18 protein-coding genes are annotated in these 18092 nt (G+C 38.1%); all 18 read left to right on the top strand.

Going from position 1 to position 18092, the window contains the following annotated elements; translation table 11 throughout:
• Nucleotides 1-20: 20 nt before the first annotated feature.
• Genes JO154_RS17295 through JO154_RS17210 form a run of 18 tightly spaced genes read left to right on the top strand, consistent with a single transcriptional unit; the run spans nt 21 to nt 18001 of the window.
• Nucleotides 21-1115 (top strand): lipopolysaccharide biosynthesis protein, encoded by a 1095-nt coding sequence (locus JO154_RS17295; RefSeq protein ID WP_291947792.1) that lies wholly within the window; start codon nt 21-23, stop codon nt 1113-1115.
• A gap of 33 nt (nt 1116-1148) precedes the next feature.
• Nucleotides 1149-1916 (top strand): glucose-1-phosphate cytidylyltransferase, encoded by a 768-nt coding sequence (gene rfbF / locus JO154_RS17290; RefSeq protein WP_291947790.1) that lies wholly within the window; start codon nt 1149-1151, stop codon nt 1914-1916.
• Nucleotides 1910-2998, top strand: coding sequence for a CDP-glucose 4,6-dehydratase (rfbG, locus tag JO154_RS17285; RefSeq protein ID WP_291947788.1), 1089 nt, complete (start codon nt 1910-1912; stop codon nt 2996-2998). Before rfbF ends, rfbG begins: the two co-directional genes overlap by 7 nt.
• Nucleotides 2991-3926 (top strand): NAD(P)-dependent oxidoreductase, encoded by a 936-nt coding sequence (locus JO154_RS17280; protein ID WP_291947786.1) that lies wholly within the window; start codon nt 2991-2993, stop codon nt 3924-3926. The genes rfbG and JO154_RS17280 overlap by 8 nt, the downstream gene beginning before the upstream one ends.
• Entirely contained in the window at nt 3913-5643 is a 1731-nt protein-coding gene (locus JO154_RS17275; protein ID WP_291947784.1) for a thiamine pyrophosphate-binding protein, read from the top strand. The genes JO154_RS17280 and JO154_RS17275 overlap by 14 nt, the downstream gene beginning before the upstream one ends.
• A gap of 35 nt (nt 5644-5678) precedes the next feature.
• A complete protein-coding gene (rfbH, locus tag JO154_RS17270; protein ID WP_291947782.1) occupies nt 5679-6986 on the top strand; it encodes a lipopolysaccharide biosynthesis protein RfbH in 1308 nt (435 codons plus the stop codon).
• Nucleotides 6983-8341 (top strand): hypothetical protein, encoded by a 1359-nt coding sequence (locus JO154_RS17265; protein ID WP_291947780.1) that lies wholly within the window; start codon nt 6983-6985, stop codon nt 8339-8341. The genes rfbH and JO154_RS17265 overlap by 4 nt, the downstream gene beginning before the upstream one ends.
• Nucleotides 8338-9366, top strand: coding sequence for a glycosyltransferase family 2 protein (locus JO154_RS17260; protein WP_291947778.1), 1029 nt, complete (start codon nt 8338-8340; stop codon nt 9364-9366). Before JO154_RS17265 ends, JO154_RS17260 begins: the two co-directional genes overlap by 4 nt.
• Nucleotides 9367-10491 (top strand): non-hydrolyzing UDP-N-acetylglucosamine 2-epimerase, encoded by a 1125-nt coding sequence (gene wecB / locus JO154_RS17255; RefSeq protein WP_291947776.1) that lies wholly within the window; start codon nt 9367-9369, stop codon nt 10489-10491.
• Nucleotides 10488-11564 (top strand): hypothetical protein, encoded by a 1077-nt coding sequence (locus tag JO154_RS17250; protein ID WP_291947775.1) that lies wholly within the window; start codon nt 10488-10490, stop codon nt 11562-11564. The genes wecB and JO154_RS17250 overlap by 4 nt, the downstream gene beginning before the upstream one ends.
• Nucleotides 11565-11599: 35 nt before the next feature.
• A complete protein-coding gene (locus JO154_RS17245) occupies nt 11600-12784 on the top strand; it encodes an EpsG family protein (RefSeq protein WP_291947773.1) in 1185 nt (394 codons plus the stop codon).
• Nucleotides 12781-13668 (top strand): glycosyltransferase family 2 protein, encoded by an 888-nt coding sequence (locus tag JO154_RS17240; RefSeq protein ID WP_291947771.1) that lies wholly within the window; start codon nt 12781-12783, stop codon nt 13666-13668. Before JO154_RS17245 ends, JO154_RS17240 begins: the two co-directional genes overlap by 4 nt.
• A gap of 20 nt (nt 13669-13688) precedes the next feature.
• Complete coding sequence (locus tag JO154_RS17235) at nt 13689-14654, top strand: NAD-dependent epimerase/dehydratase family protein (RefSeq protein WP_291947768.1); 966 nt, start codon at nt 13689-13691, stop codon at nt 14652-14654.
• Nucleotides 14644-15615, top strand: coding sequence for a hypothetical protein (locus JO154_RS17230; RefSeq protein ID WP_291947767.1), 972 nt, complete (start codon nt 14644-14646; stop codon nt 15613-15615). Before JO154_RS17235 ends, JO154_RS17230 begins: the two co-directional genes overlap by 11 nt.
• A gap of 3 nt (nt 15616-15618) precedes the next feature.
• Entirely contained in the window at nt 15619-16176 is a 558-nt protein-coding gene (locus JO154_RS17225; protein WP_291947765.1) for an SIS domain-containing protein, read from the top strand.
• On the top strand, nt 16166-16993 hold the full coding sequence (locus JO154_RS17220) for a glycosyltransferase (protein WP_291947763.1): 828 nt from the start codon (nt 16166-16168) through the stop codon (nt 16991-16993). The genes JO154_RS17225 and JO154_RS17220 overlap by 11 nt, the downstream gene beginning before the upstream one ends.
• Nucleotides 16994-16998: 5 nt before the next feature.
• Entirely contained in the window at nt 16999-17736 is a 738-nt protein-coding gene (locus JO154_RS17215) for a nucleotidyltransferase family protein (protein ID WP_291947761.1), read from the top strand.
• Between the two features lie 34 nt (nt 17737-17770).
• Entirely contained in the window at nt 17771-18001 is a 231-nt protein-coding gene (locus JO154_RS17210; protein ID WP_291947759.1) for an acyl carrier protein, read from the top strand.
• Nucleotides 18002-18092: the final 91 nt, after the last annotated feature.

Raw genomic sequence — 18092 nt, 5'->3', positions numbered from 1 at the left:
TAGATTAACACTGGTCTTTCATGACAATAGCCACCAGAAATACAACTTCAGAAGCTGTGGGTGATGATATATCCTTAAAAACAATTATTCTCAGATTTAGAGAATGGATTGGTTATTTGTTTTCCAAGTGGTTGGTTATCTGTATAGCGGGAATTATCGGGGCGGGTATTGGCTTCGGATATGCCTTTTGGAAGAAACCATTATACTCAGGCCGATTATCCTTTATCGTGGAGGATAGTAAAACCAGTCCATTAAGTGCTTATGCAGGATTGGCCAGCCAGATCGGGTTGGATTTGGGAGGGGCCGCGGGAAGCGGCATTTTTGCTGGGGATAATATCCTTGACTTTTTACGTTCCCGGTTGATGATTGAGAAATCCTTATTATCAACTGTCAAACAAGGTTCAAAGGAAGTCACACTTGCAGATATTTATATAGAAACGAATGAGCTGAATAAAGGCTGGAGTGATAAACCGCAATTGAAGGGTCTCCATTTTCCTGCCAACCAGAACCGAAAAGATTTTTCCCTTCAGCAGGATAGTATTTTGAATAAAATCTACGAACAGATTTTGAAGACAGATCTATCTGTTGGCAAACCTGATAAGAAAAGTGGTTTTATTGTGGTGGAATGCATCACTAGGAATGAAACATTCTCTATGGTGTTTACAAAACGACTTGTAACTGAGGCAGCAGACTTCTATACAAAAGTAAAAACAAAACGCTCCAAAACGAATGTAGATAAACTTCAAAGTAAGGCCGATTCTATTGAATATCTCTTGAACAAGAAAACATATAGTGTAGCTGAGCAACAGGATATTAATCTTAACCCGGCGCGTAGAGTGGCAACCGTTAGTTCAGAGTTACTTGGTCGTGATAAATTAATGCTGCAAACCATGTATGGAGAAGTGGTCAAGAACCTGGAAATGACTAAAATTGCTATGTCACAGGAGACTCCATTGATTCAGGTGGTAGATGAACCTATTCTCCCATTGAATAAAATCAAGGTTGGTAAATTGAAAGGACTAATTGTAGGTGGCTTGCTCGGTGCAATCGTCATCTGTTTCTTTTTGATTACTGCCAGAATCTACAAGTTAATCATGGGTAGTACTGAGAATTAAATCAAAAAGCTGAGATACTAAATTTTTATAAAAATGAAAGTCGTAATACTTGCAGGTGGACTTGGTACAAGATTGTCAGAGGAAACATCAATAAAGCCTAAGCCAATGGTGGAAATTGGTGGGATGCCAATATTGTGGCATATTATGAAAATATATTCCCACTATGGATTCAATGACTTCATCATTTGTCTTGGATATAAAGGATATGTTATAAAGGAATATTTTTCGAACTATTTCCTGCATCGTTCGGATGTGACTATTGACTTAAAAGGGAATTCTGTAAAAGTACATGATACACAGGCTGAGCCTTGGACAATCACCCTCGTAGATACTGGAATGCATAGTATGACTGGTGGACGTGTAAAAAGAATCCGCAATCATGTTGGTAATAATCCGTTTATGCTGACATACGGTGATGGGGTCTCTAATTTGGATATTAATGCGCTTGTCAATTTTCACAATAGTAATAAGGGAATTCTTACAGTTACTTCTGTTCAACCGCAGGGTAAGTTTGGTGCCTTAAGTCTTGATGGTGTTCAGGTAAACTCTTTCCTTGAGAAACCAAAAGGTGATGGTCACTGGATTAATGGAGGCTTTTTTGTATGTCAACCGGAAGTCTTCAACTACATTGATGGAGATGATACCATCTTTGAAAAAGAACCGCTGGAGAATATAGCGAAGGATGGGGGAATGTATGCTTATAAGCATGATGGATTTTGGAAACCGATGGATACCTTAAGAGACAAAATTGAGTTGGAAGATAGCTGGAATGCCAATAAAGCACCTTGGAAAATATGGTAACATTATTTGAAAAGTTAAAGTCAACATACAGGAATAAGACTGTATTAATCACAGGACATACTGGCTTCAAGGGTTCCTGGTTAGTTAAGATTTTAAATGAGTTAGGCGCCAGTGTTTGGGGCTATGCATTAGCTCCCCAACAAGACAATGATCTCTTTTATTTAATTCAGGGAGATACTATCTGTAATTCTCATATTGCAGATATCAGATCCGTTGAGGAATTAAAAAAGGTCGTGAATGAAGCCAAGCCTGATTTTATATTTCATCTGGCAGCCCAACCACTTGTAAGATTATCGTATGAAATCCCTACCGAAACATTTGCTGTTAATGCTATAGGGACTGCTAATTTACTAGATGCAGTGCGGGCACTTGATAAAAAATGTAATTTGGTTCTTATCACAACAGATAAAGTTTACCATAATTATGAATGGGATTATCCTTACCGGGAAGTTGACAGACTGGGAGGATATGATCCGTATAGCGCAAGTAAAGCCTGTACAGAGTTAGTAATTGATTCTTTTAGGAATTCATTCTTCAACCCGAACTTATATTCTGTTCATCAGAAATCTATTGGTACTGGTAGAGCAGGAAATGTGATAGGTGGAGGAGATTGGTCTAAGGATCGTTTATTGCCTGATATTGCCCGATCATTGGCAAATAATAACCATGTAATAATCAGAAATCCCAAAGCGGTGAGACCATGGCAACATGTATTGGAGCCACTTGTAGGATACCTGATACTTGGAGCAAAATTAGATGATAATGGAGTGCAATATGGAGAGGCGTTTAATTTTGGCCCACATATTTCAGACGCACTTTCTGTTGAAAAAATGGTAGAATTGTCTATTGCGGCCTGGGGACATGGCAGTTATGAAGTTGAACAGCATCCTAATCAACTTCATGAGGCAGGATTGTTAAAATTGGATATCAATAAAGCGATCAATAAACTCGGCTGGCAACCAAGATGGACTGCATCCAAAGCTGTGGAGATGACAATGGATTGGTATAAAAGGTATCAGGAAGAGCCTGACAATATTAATGCAGTCATTAAATCACAGATAATGGATTATTTTAATGAATAAGGTATTAATAACCGGGGCAACAGGCTTTCTCGGTAGTTATATCACACATTTTCTGCTGGATGCTAATATAGATGTCATTGGCCTGAAAAGAGGTAAATCCGGAATGAGTAGATTGAATGGGAGAGAAGCCAGGATTAAATGGATCAATATGGATGAACCGCATTGGCAGCAGGAAGTAGAGAAAAGTTGTCCTGATATATTTATTCATTGCGCGTGGTTAGGAGTAGAGTCATTTCAGAGAAATGTTTGGGAGATACAGCTTGAAAATATTAATCTACTACAGCAATTATTGAGTCTTGCAATTAAGTGTAAGGCTAATAAATTTATCGGACTTGGTTCTCAGGCTGAATATGGTGCATTTGATGGAGTCATTACGGAACAATCTCCATTAGCACCTAATAGTGTATATGGTCAGGTGAAAGTCTGCTGTTCAAAGATGGTAGAGAGTTGTTGTGCTGAGAATGGGATAGAATGGTTTTGGTTAAGGCTCTTTACATTTTTTGGTGCCGGCGAAGGCGAAAATTGGTTGATTCCATCCACAGTAAAGGCCATCTGTAATAAAGAAAAGCTCGAATTAACTGCAGGAGAACAAAAGTATGCATATATGCACGCATCAGTTCTTGGAAATATAATAGGTACAATACTTGCCAGTCAGGGAAAGGAAGGTATTTACAATATATCATCGTATGATGCTGTTTCCATTAAGGAATTGGTGACACGTATCCGTAATGTCGTTGATAAGGACTATCAACTGTCCTTTGGGAGTTTACCATATAGGCCAGGGCAGGCAATGCATATGCAAGGCGATATGACCAAGTATAATCATTCATTTGGAATAATTACTGATTTAGATTTAGAGGATGCGCTAAGAGATACAATCAATTATTATCTGAACATTTTTAATCATAGGCTGGATGAAAGCATCTGATTACATCGCACAGTTTTTACATTTAAAAGGAGTTACGCATGTGTTTGAACTTTCGGGTGGAATGATTACACATTTACTGGATTCCATCAGTCAAACAACTCCGATAAAAATTATAACAATGCATCATGAGCAATCTGCTGCTTTTGCTGCAGATGCATATGGCAGAATGACGGGGATTCCTGGTGTTGCATTGGCTACGAGTGGCCCTGGTGCTACTAATTTACTAACAGGAATAGGTAGCTGTTATTTTGATTCATCACCAGCTGTTTTTATAACTGGACAGGTAAATACGCATGAATTAAAATCCGATCGCCCGATCAGGCAACTGGGTTTCCAGGAGACTGATATCGTAGCAATGGCTCAACCTATTACCAAAGCATGTTTCCAGGTTCTGGACCCATTACAAATTCCAGACATCATGGAACAGGCTTTTGCAATTGCTACAAGTGGCAGGCCTGGACCGGTTCTGATAGATATACCAATGAATATCCAGAGAGGAGATGTGCCTACTCTGCCAAACCCAATTGCCACCATTAAAAATACCACTGCATTTACAGATACACTGTTCGAATCTCTCCTGTCAGACATTAAAGCAGCAAAACGGCCACTGATATTAGTAGGAAGAGGGATAGATGCAGCAGGTGCCAGGAAGGAATTACTTGAACTGGTGGATAAATTGCAAGTGCCGGTAGTTACTTCCTTACTTGGTCTCGATTTATTGCATTTTGATCATCCATTGCGCGCTGGATTTATTGGAAGCTATGGGAACAGATGGGCAAATATTGCCTTTGGAGAATCTGATTTAATAGTTGTTATTGGGTGTAGGCTTGATATTCGTCAGACGGGTGCAGACACGAAATATTTTGAAAACCGCATCATCTATCATGTGGATTGTGAAGAGGGCGAAATCAATAATAGAATTAAAAACTGTATTCCTGTTGTTGGAGATGCTAAAGCATTCATTTGTGCATTGCTGAATTCTTCAATATTGGAGAAGGAGCAGCCACTTCAAAGGAAGGCAGAATGGATTGATTACATTGCTGCATTAAAGGAAAAATGGCCTGATACTGCCGAGTTAAATCCTGTTGGGATCAATCCGAATAAATTCATGCATCAACTCTCCCGTCGTTCAGTATCTGCTAAGGCATTTTTGGCGGATGTGGGAGCCCATCAAATGTGGGCGGCTCAATCGTTAGAGCTGGGGAAAGACCAGATATTTATGACTTCCGGCGGAATGGGGGCCATGGGCTTCTCTTTACCAGCTGGAATTGGAGCGAGTATTGCTGCTGGGAATAGCCCGGTAGTGGTGTTAGTTGGAGATGGTAGTATGCAGATAAATATCCAAGAACTGCAAACTATTGTTAGGAATGATCTTCCAGTCAAAGTAATAGTTCTAAATAATCGCCATCTTGGAATGATACGTCAATTCCAGGACAGCTACTTTGATTCCAGGTACCAGTCTACTTATTGGGGATATAGTGCACCTGACTTTGAGAAAGTAGCCACAGCTTATGGTATAGCTGCTAAGACGATTGAAAATGAATCAGATATGGAAGAGGCAGTGGAGTGGATGTGGAGTAAAGAACAACAGGATAAACCTGTACTATTACAAGTAATGATTGATCCTAAAACCAATACATATCCTAAGATTGCTTTTGGAAAACCGATTACTGAAATGGAGCCATTTAGCAAGCCTATAGAAATGGAAGGTACCTGAGAAACTGATTATAAAACACATTAGCATAAGAGAATATGATTGATTCTAAATATAACCCGGTTGTTGAAGGCCTTAGAGAGGCCGCTGCCAAAAGAGTTCATAGAGTTATTGTTCCTGGCCAGGATTATATTCCTGTTACAGGAAAAGTTCTTGATGAAGACGATTTGTTGACAGGGGTTGAAGCTGTGATGGACGGCTGGTTGACTGCCGGAAGATTTTCGGAACAATTTGAAAGAGAACTGGCACGTTATTTTGGCAGCAGATTCTCATTCTTAGTAAACTCAGGTTCTTCCGCTAACTTGTTAGCATTCTATGCCCTGACATCCCCCAAATTAGGAGATCGGGCCCTTCAGCCAGGCGACGAAGTAATTACCGTTGCTGCAGGTTTCCCGACCACGGTGAATCCAATGATCCAATTTGGTTGTATCCCTGTTTTCTTGGACATCGAAATTCCAACTTATAATATTAAAGCGGAGGATATCGAGTCTGCCGTGACCGATAAAACCAAAGCTATTATGATTGCCCATACACTTGGTAACCCCTTCAATCTGGAGGAAGTAATGAGAGTTGCCAAAAAATATAATTTATGGGTGATCGAAGATGACTGTGACTCTTTGGGAGCTACGTACAAAGAAAAGAAAACCGGAACATTCGGTGATTTAGCTACCCTATCTTTTTATCCTGCCCACCATATAACCATGGGTGAGGGTGGTGCTGTACTGGTAAATAATGCAAAACTGAAGAAAATCGTAGAGAGTTTCCGCGATTGGGGACGTGACTGTTGGTGCCCTCCAGGAAAAGATAATACCTGCGGAGAACGTTTTTGCCAGCAGCTAGGTGATTTGCCAGAAGGGTATGATCATAAATATACCTACTCTCATATTGGTTTTAACCTTAAGGTAACTGATATGCAGGCGGCTATTGGATTAAGTCAGCTGAAAAAAGCGGATTCCTTCATTGAGAAACGGAGACAGAATTATCAATTGCTTTATAACAAAATGAAAGCCTTTGAGCAATATTTCATTTTGCCAGAAAGAACAGCTGATTCAAACCCAAGCTGGTTTGGTTTCCTATTAACTATCAGAGATGGTGTAAAGATCAATAGGAATGCATTGGTAAGTCATCTGGAACAACAAAAGATTGGAACAAGACTATTGTTTGGTGGAAATCTGTTAAAGCAACCTGCATATAAAAATATTAAGCATAGAGTACTGAATAATCTGCAGAATACGGATAAAGTTATGAATGATTCATTCTGGTTGGGTGTTTGGCCTGGTCTGGATGAGCAACATTATGATTATATTCTGGAAGTAATTAGCAAGTATATTCAATCATTAGGATGAGAAAGATAGTCAGTAAAATATTTTCATTGCTTGGAATAGACGGTGCAATTGTCTATACATTACTAGCTAGAATTATTCAGGCTGGTGGAGGATCCATAGCAATTATTTTTATTGCTGCATTTCTCAGCAAGGCAGAGCAAGGGTATTACTACACCTTTGCCAGTATTCTTGCGCTACAGATATTTTTTGAATTAGGCTTTTCTGGAATAATCACACAATATGCTGCACATGAAGCAGTCCACTTATTACCAAATAAGGATGGTGGATATGAGGGGGAACTGAGGTATAAATCTCGCTTATCTTCTTTACTCCATATTGCCGTGAAATGGTTTTCGGTACTGTCCTTAGCATTGTTCGTTGTTTTAGCCATTGCGGGCTTTGTTTTCTTCACGCATTTTGGCAATGCAAATACGGAGAATGTTTCGTGGAATGGACCATGGTTACTCCTTTCTTTTTCAGCTACTATTATGTTGTTGGTAACACCATTACTTGCATTTCTTGAAGGATTAGGAAAAGTAAGGGAAGTGGCAAAAATCAGGTTAATCCAGCAAGCAGCTCAGCTATTGGGATTGTTACTGTTCCTGAGTCTGGGACTCAAACTGTATGCTGGCCCTGTGGCTACTATCTTATCATTAATGGTTTATCCAATATGGATACTCTCAGGAGGCCAACTGAACTTGCTGAAAAACATCTGGCATTATTTTGACACAGCGCATACCATTAGTTTCAGACAAGAAATCTTTCCTTATCAATGGCGAATAGCATTGAGTTGGATCTCTGGATATTTTATTTTTCAACTGTTTAATCCAGTAATCTTTGCAACGGATGGCCCGGCAGCAGCTGGTCAGATGGGAATGACACTGGCTATTTTAAATGGCATCCTATCTATTTCTCTTAGTTGGTATAATACAAAAGTGCCTTTATTTAGTAGCCTGATTGCCAAAGGAGATTACGTAACACTAGACAGTGTCTTTAATAAAACTATTCGGAATGCATCTCTGATCTGTGGAGCTGCCATCATTGTTTTTTTGGGTGGAATATACATTCTGAATTATTTCAATGTTCCAATTGTACATCGTTTCCTATCTGCAATACCACTTTGGGCAATGTGTATCGCTACGTTTATAAACCAGTTGGTATTTGGACTTGCAACCTATTTACGTTGTCATAAACAGGAACCTCTATTGATACAATCCATAATGATGGGCGTTTTTAGTATTATGTCAACGATATTTCTCGGAAAGCTTTGTGGCGTAATCGGTATCACATTGGGGTATACCTTTTTGACAATATTCATCAGCCTGATAGGTGCGGTGGTGATTTTTAACAGGAAAAAAAGAGAGTGGCATATATGAGTGTACCAATGCTTACAATAGCGATCCCGACATATAACAGGCTCTCCTTTTTAGATACATGCTTGGATAGTATTGCTTCGCAGTATACGCCGCAGATGCAGTTGGAAGTAGTTGTTTCAGATAATTGCTCACCATTGGATCCAATTGATATCATTGAAAAATACAGACAAAAGGGATTGCATATTGCTTATTCCAGAAATACTGTTAATGAAGGACCTGATGGTAACATTGGAAAATGTTACAATTTGGGTAGTGGAGAATTTGTCTGGATAATTGGTGATGATGATATTATTCTAAATGGCGGATTGTCTCGGGTCTTTCAATTACTGGAAAAAGAAGCCCCAGATTTTATTCATCTGGGATGGAAAATCAGAGATAATAGAGATAATAATAATGTCATGGAAATGAGCATGCCACCAGTGATTTACTCATTCACCAATCATGTCCATTTTCTGAAAAATTTCACCCATAATATAACATTTATATCAGGTAGTATTATTAAAAGAAAGTTCGTTACACCTGATTATAAACACTTTTTAGGTACAAACCTTGTCCAATTATCCTTCCTGTTGCAGGCTTTATTCCAGGGGAAACGTTTCATTTATGTAAAATCCCCGGTTGTAGGCGTAGAACCTGATAATAGTGGAGGATTTAAAGTTTGCGATGTATTTGGGAAGAACCTCAACCAGGTTTTAAGCTATTTTGATAACCATTCGAAAATTGAGCGCGTAAGAAAGCTAATTAACAATGGACTGATAATGGAGTGTTTTCCAGGTTGGATAAAACGAATCAGACTTAATTCAAAAAATGGATTTACTGATTCAGATTGTAAGAAATCCTTACATCCTGTACTGAAAAGTTACCCTTTTTATTGGATTAGCCTATACCCGATTTTAGTGGTAAAACAGAGTGGTTTTCAATTAACCTGGACAATATTGAATTATCCCCGATATATCCTTAATAAAGCTAGAAGTACAAGAAAGATAATTTCACTGGCGATTACAGGCAGAAAAATTTTGATCTAATTGAAAAAGATACTTATCGTTTTTGGAACTCGGCCGGAAGCTATAAAAATGGCCCCATTAGTGAAGCAGTTTGGTGCAGATAATACCTTCGATGTAAAGGTCTGCGTGACGGCACAGCATCGCCATATGCTGGATCAGGTCCTCGATTTTTTTGAAATCCAACCTGATTATGACCTTGATCTAATGAAACCGCAACAGGATCTGTTTCAACTAAGTGCCAATGTGCTGACTGGATTGAAGCCAGTTTTGGAAGACTTCAAACCTGATTACGTATTTGTACATGGAGATACAACGACATCCAGTATGGCTGCCCTGGCAGCATTCTACGCAGGTGCAAAAGTATGTCATGTAGAAGCTGGGCTGAGAACATTTAATAAATATTCGCCCTTCCCTGAAGAAATGAACCGACAATTAACCGGAAGGATTGCGGATATTCATTTTGCACCAACAGAATCGTCCTGCAAGAACCTGATGCAGGAAGGGGTGGATCGGAGCGCTATTGTGATTACAGGTAATACTGTTATTGATGCCCTCTACCTTACTATGGAAAAACTGAAATCTTACGAAGACAATCAGATTATCCAGCTGAGGAAAATATTGGATCCTGAAAGGAAAACCATCTTAGTGACTGGGCATAGAAGAGAAAATTTCGGAGAAGGTTTTACCAACATATGTTTGGCGTTGAAGGATATAGCCACTGATCCAGATGTGCAGATTATTTTCCCTGTTCATCTGAATCCAAATGTATCAGGCCCCGTTTATAGAATTCTCGACAACATAAATAATATACATCTTATTGAACCATTATCCTATCCTGCATTCACATGGCTGATGAGTAGAGCCTATCTCATCATCACAGATAGTGGCGGGGTACAGGAAGAGGCACCAGGACTTGGGAAACCGGTGTTAGTAATGAGAGATACAACTGAACGACCTGAAGCAGTTGCCGCAGGAACTGTCAGACTAGTGGGCGCAAGCAGAGAAAGGATAGTGGAGGAAGCACGCAAATTATTAACTGATCCTGTCAGTTATGATGCCATGAGCCATGCAAATAATCCATATGGAGATGGCTTAGCTGCTGAAAGAATAGTTAATTTTCTGGCAGGTAAATACAGTACAGTATGAGTGACCAGATTGTATTCCTAGCCCAATATCCTGATGAAACAAATATTATGGATGGGATGATGCAACGTATCAAGAATGTTGATAATTACTTTCTTGGACTCTCCCGTACATATCTCCAGGTTTCATTAGTGAATAATCGTCGTTATACGGCTACAACCAATGGGGAATTAACAATTGTTCGACTGAATCTGTTTCTGCATATCCGCACAGTACTCAGATTGCTTAAACGGAGTAAATATCTATATTTCCACTCTCTCTGGAATTTTTTGCCCCTAACGTTTTTTTCATTAAAAAATAAACGTATCGTTCTTGACTTACATGGGGTTGTGCCAGAGGAACTGGACTTTTATAATCGAAAGTCACTCAGTAAACTATTCGGATGGAGTGAGAAGATTGTTATGCGTAAAGTAAATGCGCTGATATATGTAAACAGGGCTATGCAGCATTTTTACGGTACTAAATATCCTTATCTCCTCCAAAGAGAAAATTACGTATGCCCATTGATTGCTGGTGAGGATGAAGAAAAATCAGTTTCCTTTGATGAAGCCGCATTCAGAAAGGAAATAGGAATTCGGGAAGAGGATGTAGTATTTATCTACTCAGGTAATATACAAAAATGGCAAAACTTTGATTTAGTTTTGGATTTGGTGAAAAACCTGGATAACCTTGCTTACAAATTTCTATTTCTTTCCAGAGATATTGCCGGAATCCAGAAATTGATGCAGGAAAAGGGAATGGAGCTTCACGCTGACAGATATAAGTTTTTTACTGTAAAGCCTGAAAATCTCTATAAATACTATAGCATTGCTCATTATGGCTTTGTTCTGCGGGACGATCATATCCTCAATAGAGTGGCTACTCCCACCAAATTGTTGGAGTACATCAACTATGGCATTATACCCATCGTTAAACTGGATGAAATCGGAGATTTTAAATCCAAAGGCTATGAGTATATTCCCATGACAGGGCTGAACAATAATATGATGAAGGCGAAAAGTGAATTGAATCAGCAGATCTTCCTTGATCTCAAAAATGAAACGAATCTTAATATTAAAAATATTGCGTTGAGGTAATGACAATTTACTACCTGTTTTTTATAATACTAGGTATGATTGCATCTGTTCAAACACTGTTCGCAAAAACACGAACAGTTAAAATTGAATTGGATGTGATCTGGTATGTTGTGTTACCTTCATTCCTCCTGTTCTTTCTGGGATTAAGATATAAAATTGGTGGAGACTGGATTAATTATAAAGAGTTTTATGATAATGTAGAAACCATTGATTTATTATTTACAGAACAATTAAGGAATTCCTACCTGATTAATGGTAATGAATTTCTGGAAATAGGATTCAGACTTGTTTGCGTATTTGTAAAGTCACTGGGGGTTTCCTATCAGGGATTTGTTTTTTTGTTGACTTGTTTTAATCTGTATTCTATGTACCATTTTATCAAGGTACAAAAGATCCCCAACAAGTTCTTGTTTCTCTTTTTCTACTTCTCATATAATCTACTGGTCGAATTTGATATTATCAGGCAGGCTTTAAGTTTCTATATTTTCCTTTACGCAGTACCATATCTCAACAAGAGCTTTGTCAAATATTTGTTGATTTGTATACTCGCGACTACCATCCATTCAAGTGCTGTCATTTTTATACCGATGTATTTCTTCTGTAGAAAACGACTGACCAAAAAGTTTTTAATAGTGACACTATGTATATATTTCTTCAACTTCCTTTTGGGGATTAAAGCCTTATCTGGATTACTATCCATTTTAGGGGCTATTTCTGGCAATAGCCTTATACTAACTATTAAGACTTACATTGAGCTATTCAATTTCCCTACACACCTTACGGTGTATACACTGGTATTTTCCACATTGTTGGGGTTAGTGGCAATGAATTGGGAGAAGGTGGAGCAATTGTCTGATGAACATCAGAACTTATTGAAATTTTTCTTGGCATACGCCTATATATCTGTGTTTTTTTCAGAAATTAAAGTAATTGAAGAAAGATTTGTTTACTTCTTTTACTTCGGAGTGGCTTTTGTCTTTGCCCTACTTCCTACTTTTTATAATGGGTTGCTTAAAATTGCAACGCTAACAGTCAGCTTGCTATATGCCGGTATTAGGATCACTGGCACACTAGGTAATGATTTTATGATTCTAAGCTATACATATAATAATTATCTATTTGTTGATGATAGAACAGATAGCCAGATTATGGCAAGAATAAATGAAATGCAGGAAAAGACAGAAGCCTATTATCAGGAAAGAGTAAACGATAACAAATGATTGAATCAGTATATGCAATAGTAATTCTGTATAACCCACAAATTGAGCAAGTATTGAAAGGCTTGTCCAGTACACTTGAGCAAGTCGATAAAGTGATTTTGGTGGATAATTCTCCTGTAAGTCAAGAAAATGCCATCTTAAGTGTATTGACGACCAAGGATACTTCAAAAATTTGTTACCTGTTTAATAACGCCAATTTAGGTGTGGCGGAAGGACAGAATATTGGAATTAAAAAAGCCTTGGCCTTTGGAGCCGATTTTGTATTGATACTGGATCAGGATAGTATTCCAGAACCAATGATGGTAAAGAACCTGATGAAGGATTACCAATTGTTGATACACCTAAATGAGAATGTGGGTGTTATAGGACCAGTATCTATCAATAAACAGAACAATCAGCCATATAAGCCTCGTGTAAAGAAATTCACTGCTTATGAGGGGGCACCACATATCTGGAAAGTTACCGAGTTAATAAGCTCGGGTTCTCTTATTAGTAAAACTACCTTTGAAAAGGTGGGACTGATGGATGAACGGCTTTTCATTGATGCAGTGGATCATGAATGGTGTTGGAGAGCTATCAGGTATGGTTTTAGTTGTGCACAGACGACTTCCGCTTCCCTTGGGCATATGCTGGGAGAAGGAGATCGGAAGATTCTGGGTATTAGTATTGCCATTACTTCCCCGTTCAGGGTTTTTTATCAGTATCGGAATTATTGTTATCTCGTTAAAGAATCCTATGTGCCTTTATATTGGAAAATCAACAACGCGGTTAAGTTCTCAATAAAATTGATCTATTATCCATTATTTGTAGCTCCTAGAATGCAATACCTGAGAAATATGGTAAAGGGAATTAAAGCCGGTATGAAAGGTTGGGGAGACAAGTAGTATTTATAAAAATTATATATATGAAAAATATTTTAATAACAGGAGGGGCTGGTTTTATTGGTTCCCATTTATGCACCGAAATACTAAAGGATAGCAAGGTGAAATGTTTGGTAGCGGTAGATAATCTCTTGTTAGGAACACAACAAAATGTAGAACATCTATCTGCAGATAATCGATTCAAGTTGGTCGTAGGTGATATCAATGATATGAACTTATTGAATGACCTGTTTGTATCTTTTCAATTTGATACCGTATTTCACCTCGCAGCTAATTCTGATATCAGCATAAGTCATAAGAGTCCTTCTATTGATTTTGATAATACCTTCAAAACAAGTTGGAGCGTGTTGGAAGCAATGCGTATTCATAACTGTAAGAAGATAATATTTGCATCTACTTCCGCAATTTATGGAGATGTAACAGAGGAAATTCATGAAGATTTTGGTCCACTGCAACCTATTTCTCATTATGGGGCAGGTAAGTTGGCATCTGAAGCCTTTTTTTCTTCCTATTCTTATAACTATGGCATCCAGACATACATCTTCCGATTTCCTAATGTAGTAGGAGGAAGCAGTACACATGGTGTGATATATGATTTTCTACGGAAGATCCGGGAGAATCCTGAGAAACTCATCGTACTTGGTAATGGCCAGCAAGAGAAAACGTACCTTCATGTAAGTGACCTGGTGCAGGCAATATTATATTTGTCTTCAACAGAAAATGAACGCTACAATGTATTTAATGTTGGAGGAACTGATACGATTAACGTAGCCAGAATAGCTGAGATAGTATTGGAAGAAGCTGGCGCGAAGCATACCATAGAATATACCGGCGGTGATAGGGGCTGGATAGGGGATGTTCCTAAATTCCGATATAAAATAGATAAAGTCTTATCTAAGGGATGGAAACCATTATTGAATTCGGAAATGGCAGTAAGGAAAACCGTTCAGGAATTATTAACAGCAAAAATGACAAAACTTGATTATTAGTCGTACACCATTCAGAATTAGTTTTGCAGGCGGTGGGAGTGATCTGCCTTCCTATTATTTAAAGTATGGAGGAGCTGTTCTTAGCACCACCATTGATAAATATACTTATTTATCAATGCACCCTTATTTTGCTGAGAATAAAATATTCCTGAAATATTCTTCCAATGAATATGTAGACAATATTAATGATGTAAAGCATCCTTTAATCAGGGAGATTTTCCGCCATTTTGATATTCGGGGAGTCGATTTCAATAGTAGTGCGGACATCCCTTCAGGAACGGGATTGGCTTCTTCCTCGGCGTTTGCAGCTGGTTTAATTAACTTATGTGCTGCCTACAAAGGTATTTATATAAATAAGGAAGACATAGCTGCACTAGCTTGTGACATTGAAATTGAGCGCCTGATGGAACCAATCGGCAAACAGGATCAATATGCCTGTGCTGTTGGCGGACTTAACTTCATCCAATTTCATGAAAATGAAAAAGTAACGGTTGAAAAAATACATCTGGGAGCAGAGATGCAGGATAAACTAGACAATAATCTATTGATGTTTTATCTAGGAAAAACCAGATCTGCAGGAAGTGTATTAAAAGAACAAAAGAGTAATATCGAGAGTAGCAAAAAGCTGGATAATCTTCATAAAATGGTTAAATTGGCTTATGATCTACGACAGGAATTACTGAGTCAGAACATCGATGCATTGGGAGAAATTCTTCACACTGGATGGATGTATAAAAAAGAACTTGCTTCAGGTATCTCGGATGAGGCTATAGATAGTAACTACGACCTTGCTATGAAAAATGGTGCATTGGGAGGTAAGTTACTGGGCGCAGGTGGAGGCGGTTTTTTGCTGTTTTATGTGAATAGTGAAGAAAAGAAAGCTGCTGTTAGGTCAGCATTGTCTCATTTAATGGAAACTGAGTTTAGATTTGAAAATTCTGGAACCTCTATAATTTTTTAAAATATGAAAAATATTATTTCAGGCTATATCCAACAGCTGCAGAACGTATTGGCGAATTTAAATCAGGAGGAAATATTACAGGTTGCCAATATATTGAAAGGTGCAAGGAGCGCCGGAAAACATGTTTATATTTTTGGCAACGGAGGATCCGGTTCTACAGCATCTCATTTTGCTTGTGATATCAATAAAGGGGTATCCTACAATAGACCAGAACGATTTAAAATTATCTGTCTGAATGATAATATCCCAACCATGCTAGCTTATAGCAACGATGTTGGCTATGATGTGGTGTTTGCAGAGCAATTGAAAAATTTTGTAAACGAAGGAGATGTTGTAATTGGCATCAGTGGTAGTGGTAATTCAAAGAATATTATCCATGCAATGGAAGTAGCAAAAGAAAGAAAGGCTGTAACTGTTGGTATAACAGGTTTTGCAGGAGGAAAGCTCCGTGAGATGGCAGACTATTCTCTCAATGCGAATGTACATGATATGCAATTGTCTGAAGATGTACATATGATATGGGTTCATATTATGATGAAATGTTTTGAGAATGAGAATTGAGTCAACCGTATTAATGTCCCTTTTCTGGAAGGAAAATCCGGTATATCTTGATCAGGCACTGGAGAGTCTTTATCATCAGACCCAGTTGCCTGATGAAATTTTATTAGTCTGTGAAGGTGATATCCCTCCGCCACTGATGGCAATTGTGAATAAATGGAAGCAGAAATTTGCGCCAGATGTTATTAGAACAATTCCAGCTGATGACGCTAAAGGGCTTCCTGCATGTCTGAATAAAGGCATCTACGCTGCACGCGGTAAATATATTTTTCGTTTTGATACGGATGATATCTGTACCCCGGATCGCATGGAAAAACAATTGGCGTATTTTCATCAACATCCTGATGTTGTACTGCTTTCTGCACCTGCAGAGGAGTATGATATGGAGATGAAGGAAAGATTGGGGGTGAGGGATGTTCCTGTATCCCATAAAGCTATTTTGAAACGCGCTAAATGGAGAAGTCCTTTTAGTCATACAGTAGCTGCTTATTCCAGAGAAGTTGCCATTGAATTGGGAGGATACCCATTAGTGACTGCCGCTGAAGATTATGCATTTTTTGCATTATTCCTGGTAAAAGGATATAAGACAGATAATATCCCAGATATCCTGGCTAAAGCAAGAGCCGGTAAGGACTTTGCACGTCGCAGAAAAGGAATGAAGTTTCTGAAAGGGGAACTTGCTAGCCTTGCCTACATGCATAAAATTGGGTTATACTCCAAACCTTTGTATTACTTTCATGTAGTTTCAAAATCGGTAATCAGGAATTTGCCTTCTGGAGTACTGGTATCTATTTATAAGAACTTCCTTAGAAAACAATAATAATTATGGTCGCAATCATCCTTGCTGGCGGATTTGGCACGAGACTACGTTCAGTTGTAAAAGATCAACCTAAGCCACTTGCACAGGTAGGTAAATATCCATTTTTATATTATCTGATTCATTACTTGAAATCTGAGAATGTAAATAAATTCATTTTCTCATTAGGGTACTTACATGAACAGATTACCTCTTTCCTGGAAGAGCATTTTCAAGATATTGATTATAAAATCGTTATTGAAGAAGAACCTTTAGGAACTGGAGGAGCAGTGAAACTTTGCGCTGAACAAACAACAGAAAATGAGATTCTCCTTGTAAATGCGGATACTTTTTTTGAATTGAAAATCAATTCCTTAACAGCGTATTCCCTGCAAAAGAATGCAGATTGTGTCATTGCATTAACCCAGCTGGAGAACTTTGATAGGTATGGAGTTGTTAAATTGGATGATAACAACAAAGTATTATCGTTTGAGGAGAAAAAGAAGACAGATATTGGTCTGATTAATACAGGTCTGATATTCTTTAACAAAGAAATAATGATGCCATTGTTTAATAAACACAATGGTGCGTTTTCATTAGAAAAGGATATACTGGAACCTAATATTGAATCTCTTAAAATCTATGGATATCCACAACAAGGTTATTTTATAGATATTGGAATTCCAGAAGATTATTTCAAAGCCAATAATAACCTGGCGTTTTTTGAATCCCTTCTTGCCAAAGATAGCATTACAGAGGGGAAATAAACGATATATGATAGAAAGATAATTTATTATTTATATGAGTGATATCAATACTTTTCGCAAGAACTTTGTAGGCATTTTTCCAAAAGAGCCAGCAAACCTTACCAACGATACTATATTCAGAAGTATTCCAGAATGGGATTCCATGGCAGCACTCGCACTCATTGCTATGCTGGATGATGAATATAAAATTGAAGTGGAAATTGAAGAACTGAAACAAGCCAATACAATTAATGAATTGTATTCCTTTGTTCAGTCCAAATCCTAAAGCTCATCTTCTATTAAGTATAAAGAAGATTTGTGAAGGAATTAATTTCCAGACAATTCTATTTGTTTGATGGAATACTGACTATACATAT

Origin of the sequence: Chitinophaga sp., assembly GCF_019236475.1 — a bacterium.
Taxonomy (GTDB): Bacteria; Bacteroidota; Bacteroidia; order Chitinophagales; family Chitinophagaceae; genus Chitinophaga.
This window is presented reverse-complemented; position numbering and strand designations above follow the sequence as displayed.

Excerpts from the sequence above, each read along its gene's own strand:
- rfbF (WP_291947790.1), top strand. The coding sequence starts at position 1,149 with ATGAAAGTCGTAATACTTGCAGGTGGACTTGGTACAAGATTGTCAGAG.
- JO154_RS17215 (WP_291947761.1), top strand. The coding sequence starts at position 16,999 with ATGGTCGCAATCATCCTTGCTGGCGGATTTGGCACGAGACTACGTTCA.
- JO154_RS17295 (WP_291947792.1), top strand. The coding sequence starts at position 21 with ATGACAATAGCCACCAGAAATACAACTTCAGAAGCTGTGGGTGATGAT.
- JO154_RS17240 (WP_291947771.1), top strand. The coding sequence starts at position 12,781 with ATGATTGAATCAGTATATGCAATAGTAATTCTGTATAACCCACAAATT.
- rfbG (WP_291947788.1), top strand. The coding sequence starts at position 1,910 with ATGGTAACATTATTTGAAAAGTTAAAGTCAACATACAGGAATAAGACT.
- JO154_RS17250 (WP_291947775.1), top strand. The coding sequence starts at position 10,488 with ATGAGTGACCAGATTGTATTCCTAGCCCAATATCCTGATGAAACAAAT.
- JO154_RS17245 (WP_291947773.1), top strand. The coding sequence starts at position 11,600 with ATGATTGCATCTGTTCAAACACTGTTCGCAAAAACACGAACAGTTAAA.
- JO154_RS17265 (WP_291947780.1), top strand. The coding sequence starts at position 6,983 with ATGAGAAAGATAGTCAGTAAAATATTTTCATTGCTTGGAATAGACGGT.
- JO154_RS17210 (WP_291947759.1), top strand. The coding sequence starts at position 17,771 with ATGAGTGATATCAATACTTTTCGCAAGAACTTTGTAGGCATTTTTCCA.
- rfbH (WP_291947782.1), top strand. The coding sequence starts at position 5,679 with ATGATTGATTCTAAATATAACCCGGTTGTTGAAGGCCTTAGAGAGGCC.
- JO154_RS17225 (WP_291947765.1), top strand. The coding sequence starts at position 15,619 with ATGAAAAATATTATTTCAGGCTATATCCAACAGCTGCAGAACGTATTG.
- JO154_RS17260 (WP_291947778.1), top strand. The coding sequence starts at position 8,338 with ATGAGTGTACCAATGCTTACAATAGCGATCCCGACATATAACAGGCTC.
- JO154_RS17235 (WP_291947768.1), top strand. The coding sequence starts at position 13,689 with ATGAAAAATATTTTAATAACAGGAGGGGCTGGTTTTATTGGTTCCCAT.
- JO154_RS17275 (WP_291947784.1), top strand. The coding sequence starts at position 3,913 with ATGAAAGCATCTGATTACATCGCACAGTTTTTACATTTAAAAGGAGTT.
- JO154_RS17280 (WP_291947786.1), top strand. The coding sequence starts at position 2,991 with ATGAATAAGGTATTAATAACCGGGGCAACAGGCTTTCTCGGTAGTTAT.
- JO154_RS17220 (WP_291947763.1), top strand. The coding sequence starts at position 16,166 with ATGAGAATTGAGTCAACCGTATTAATGTCCCTTTTCTGGAAGGAAAAT.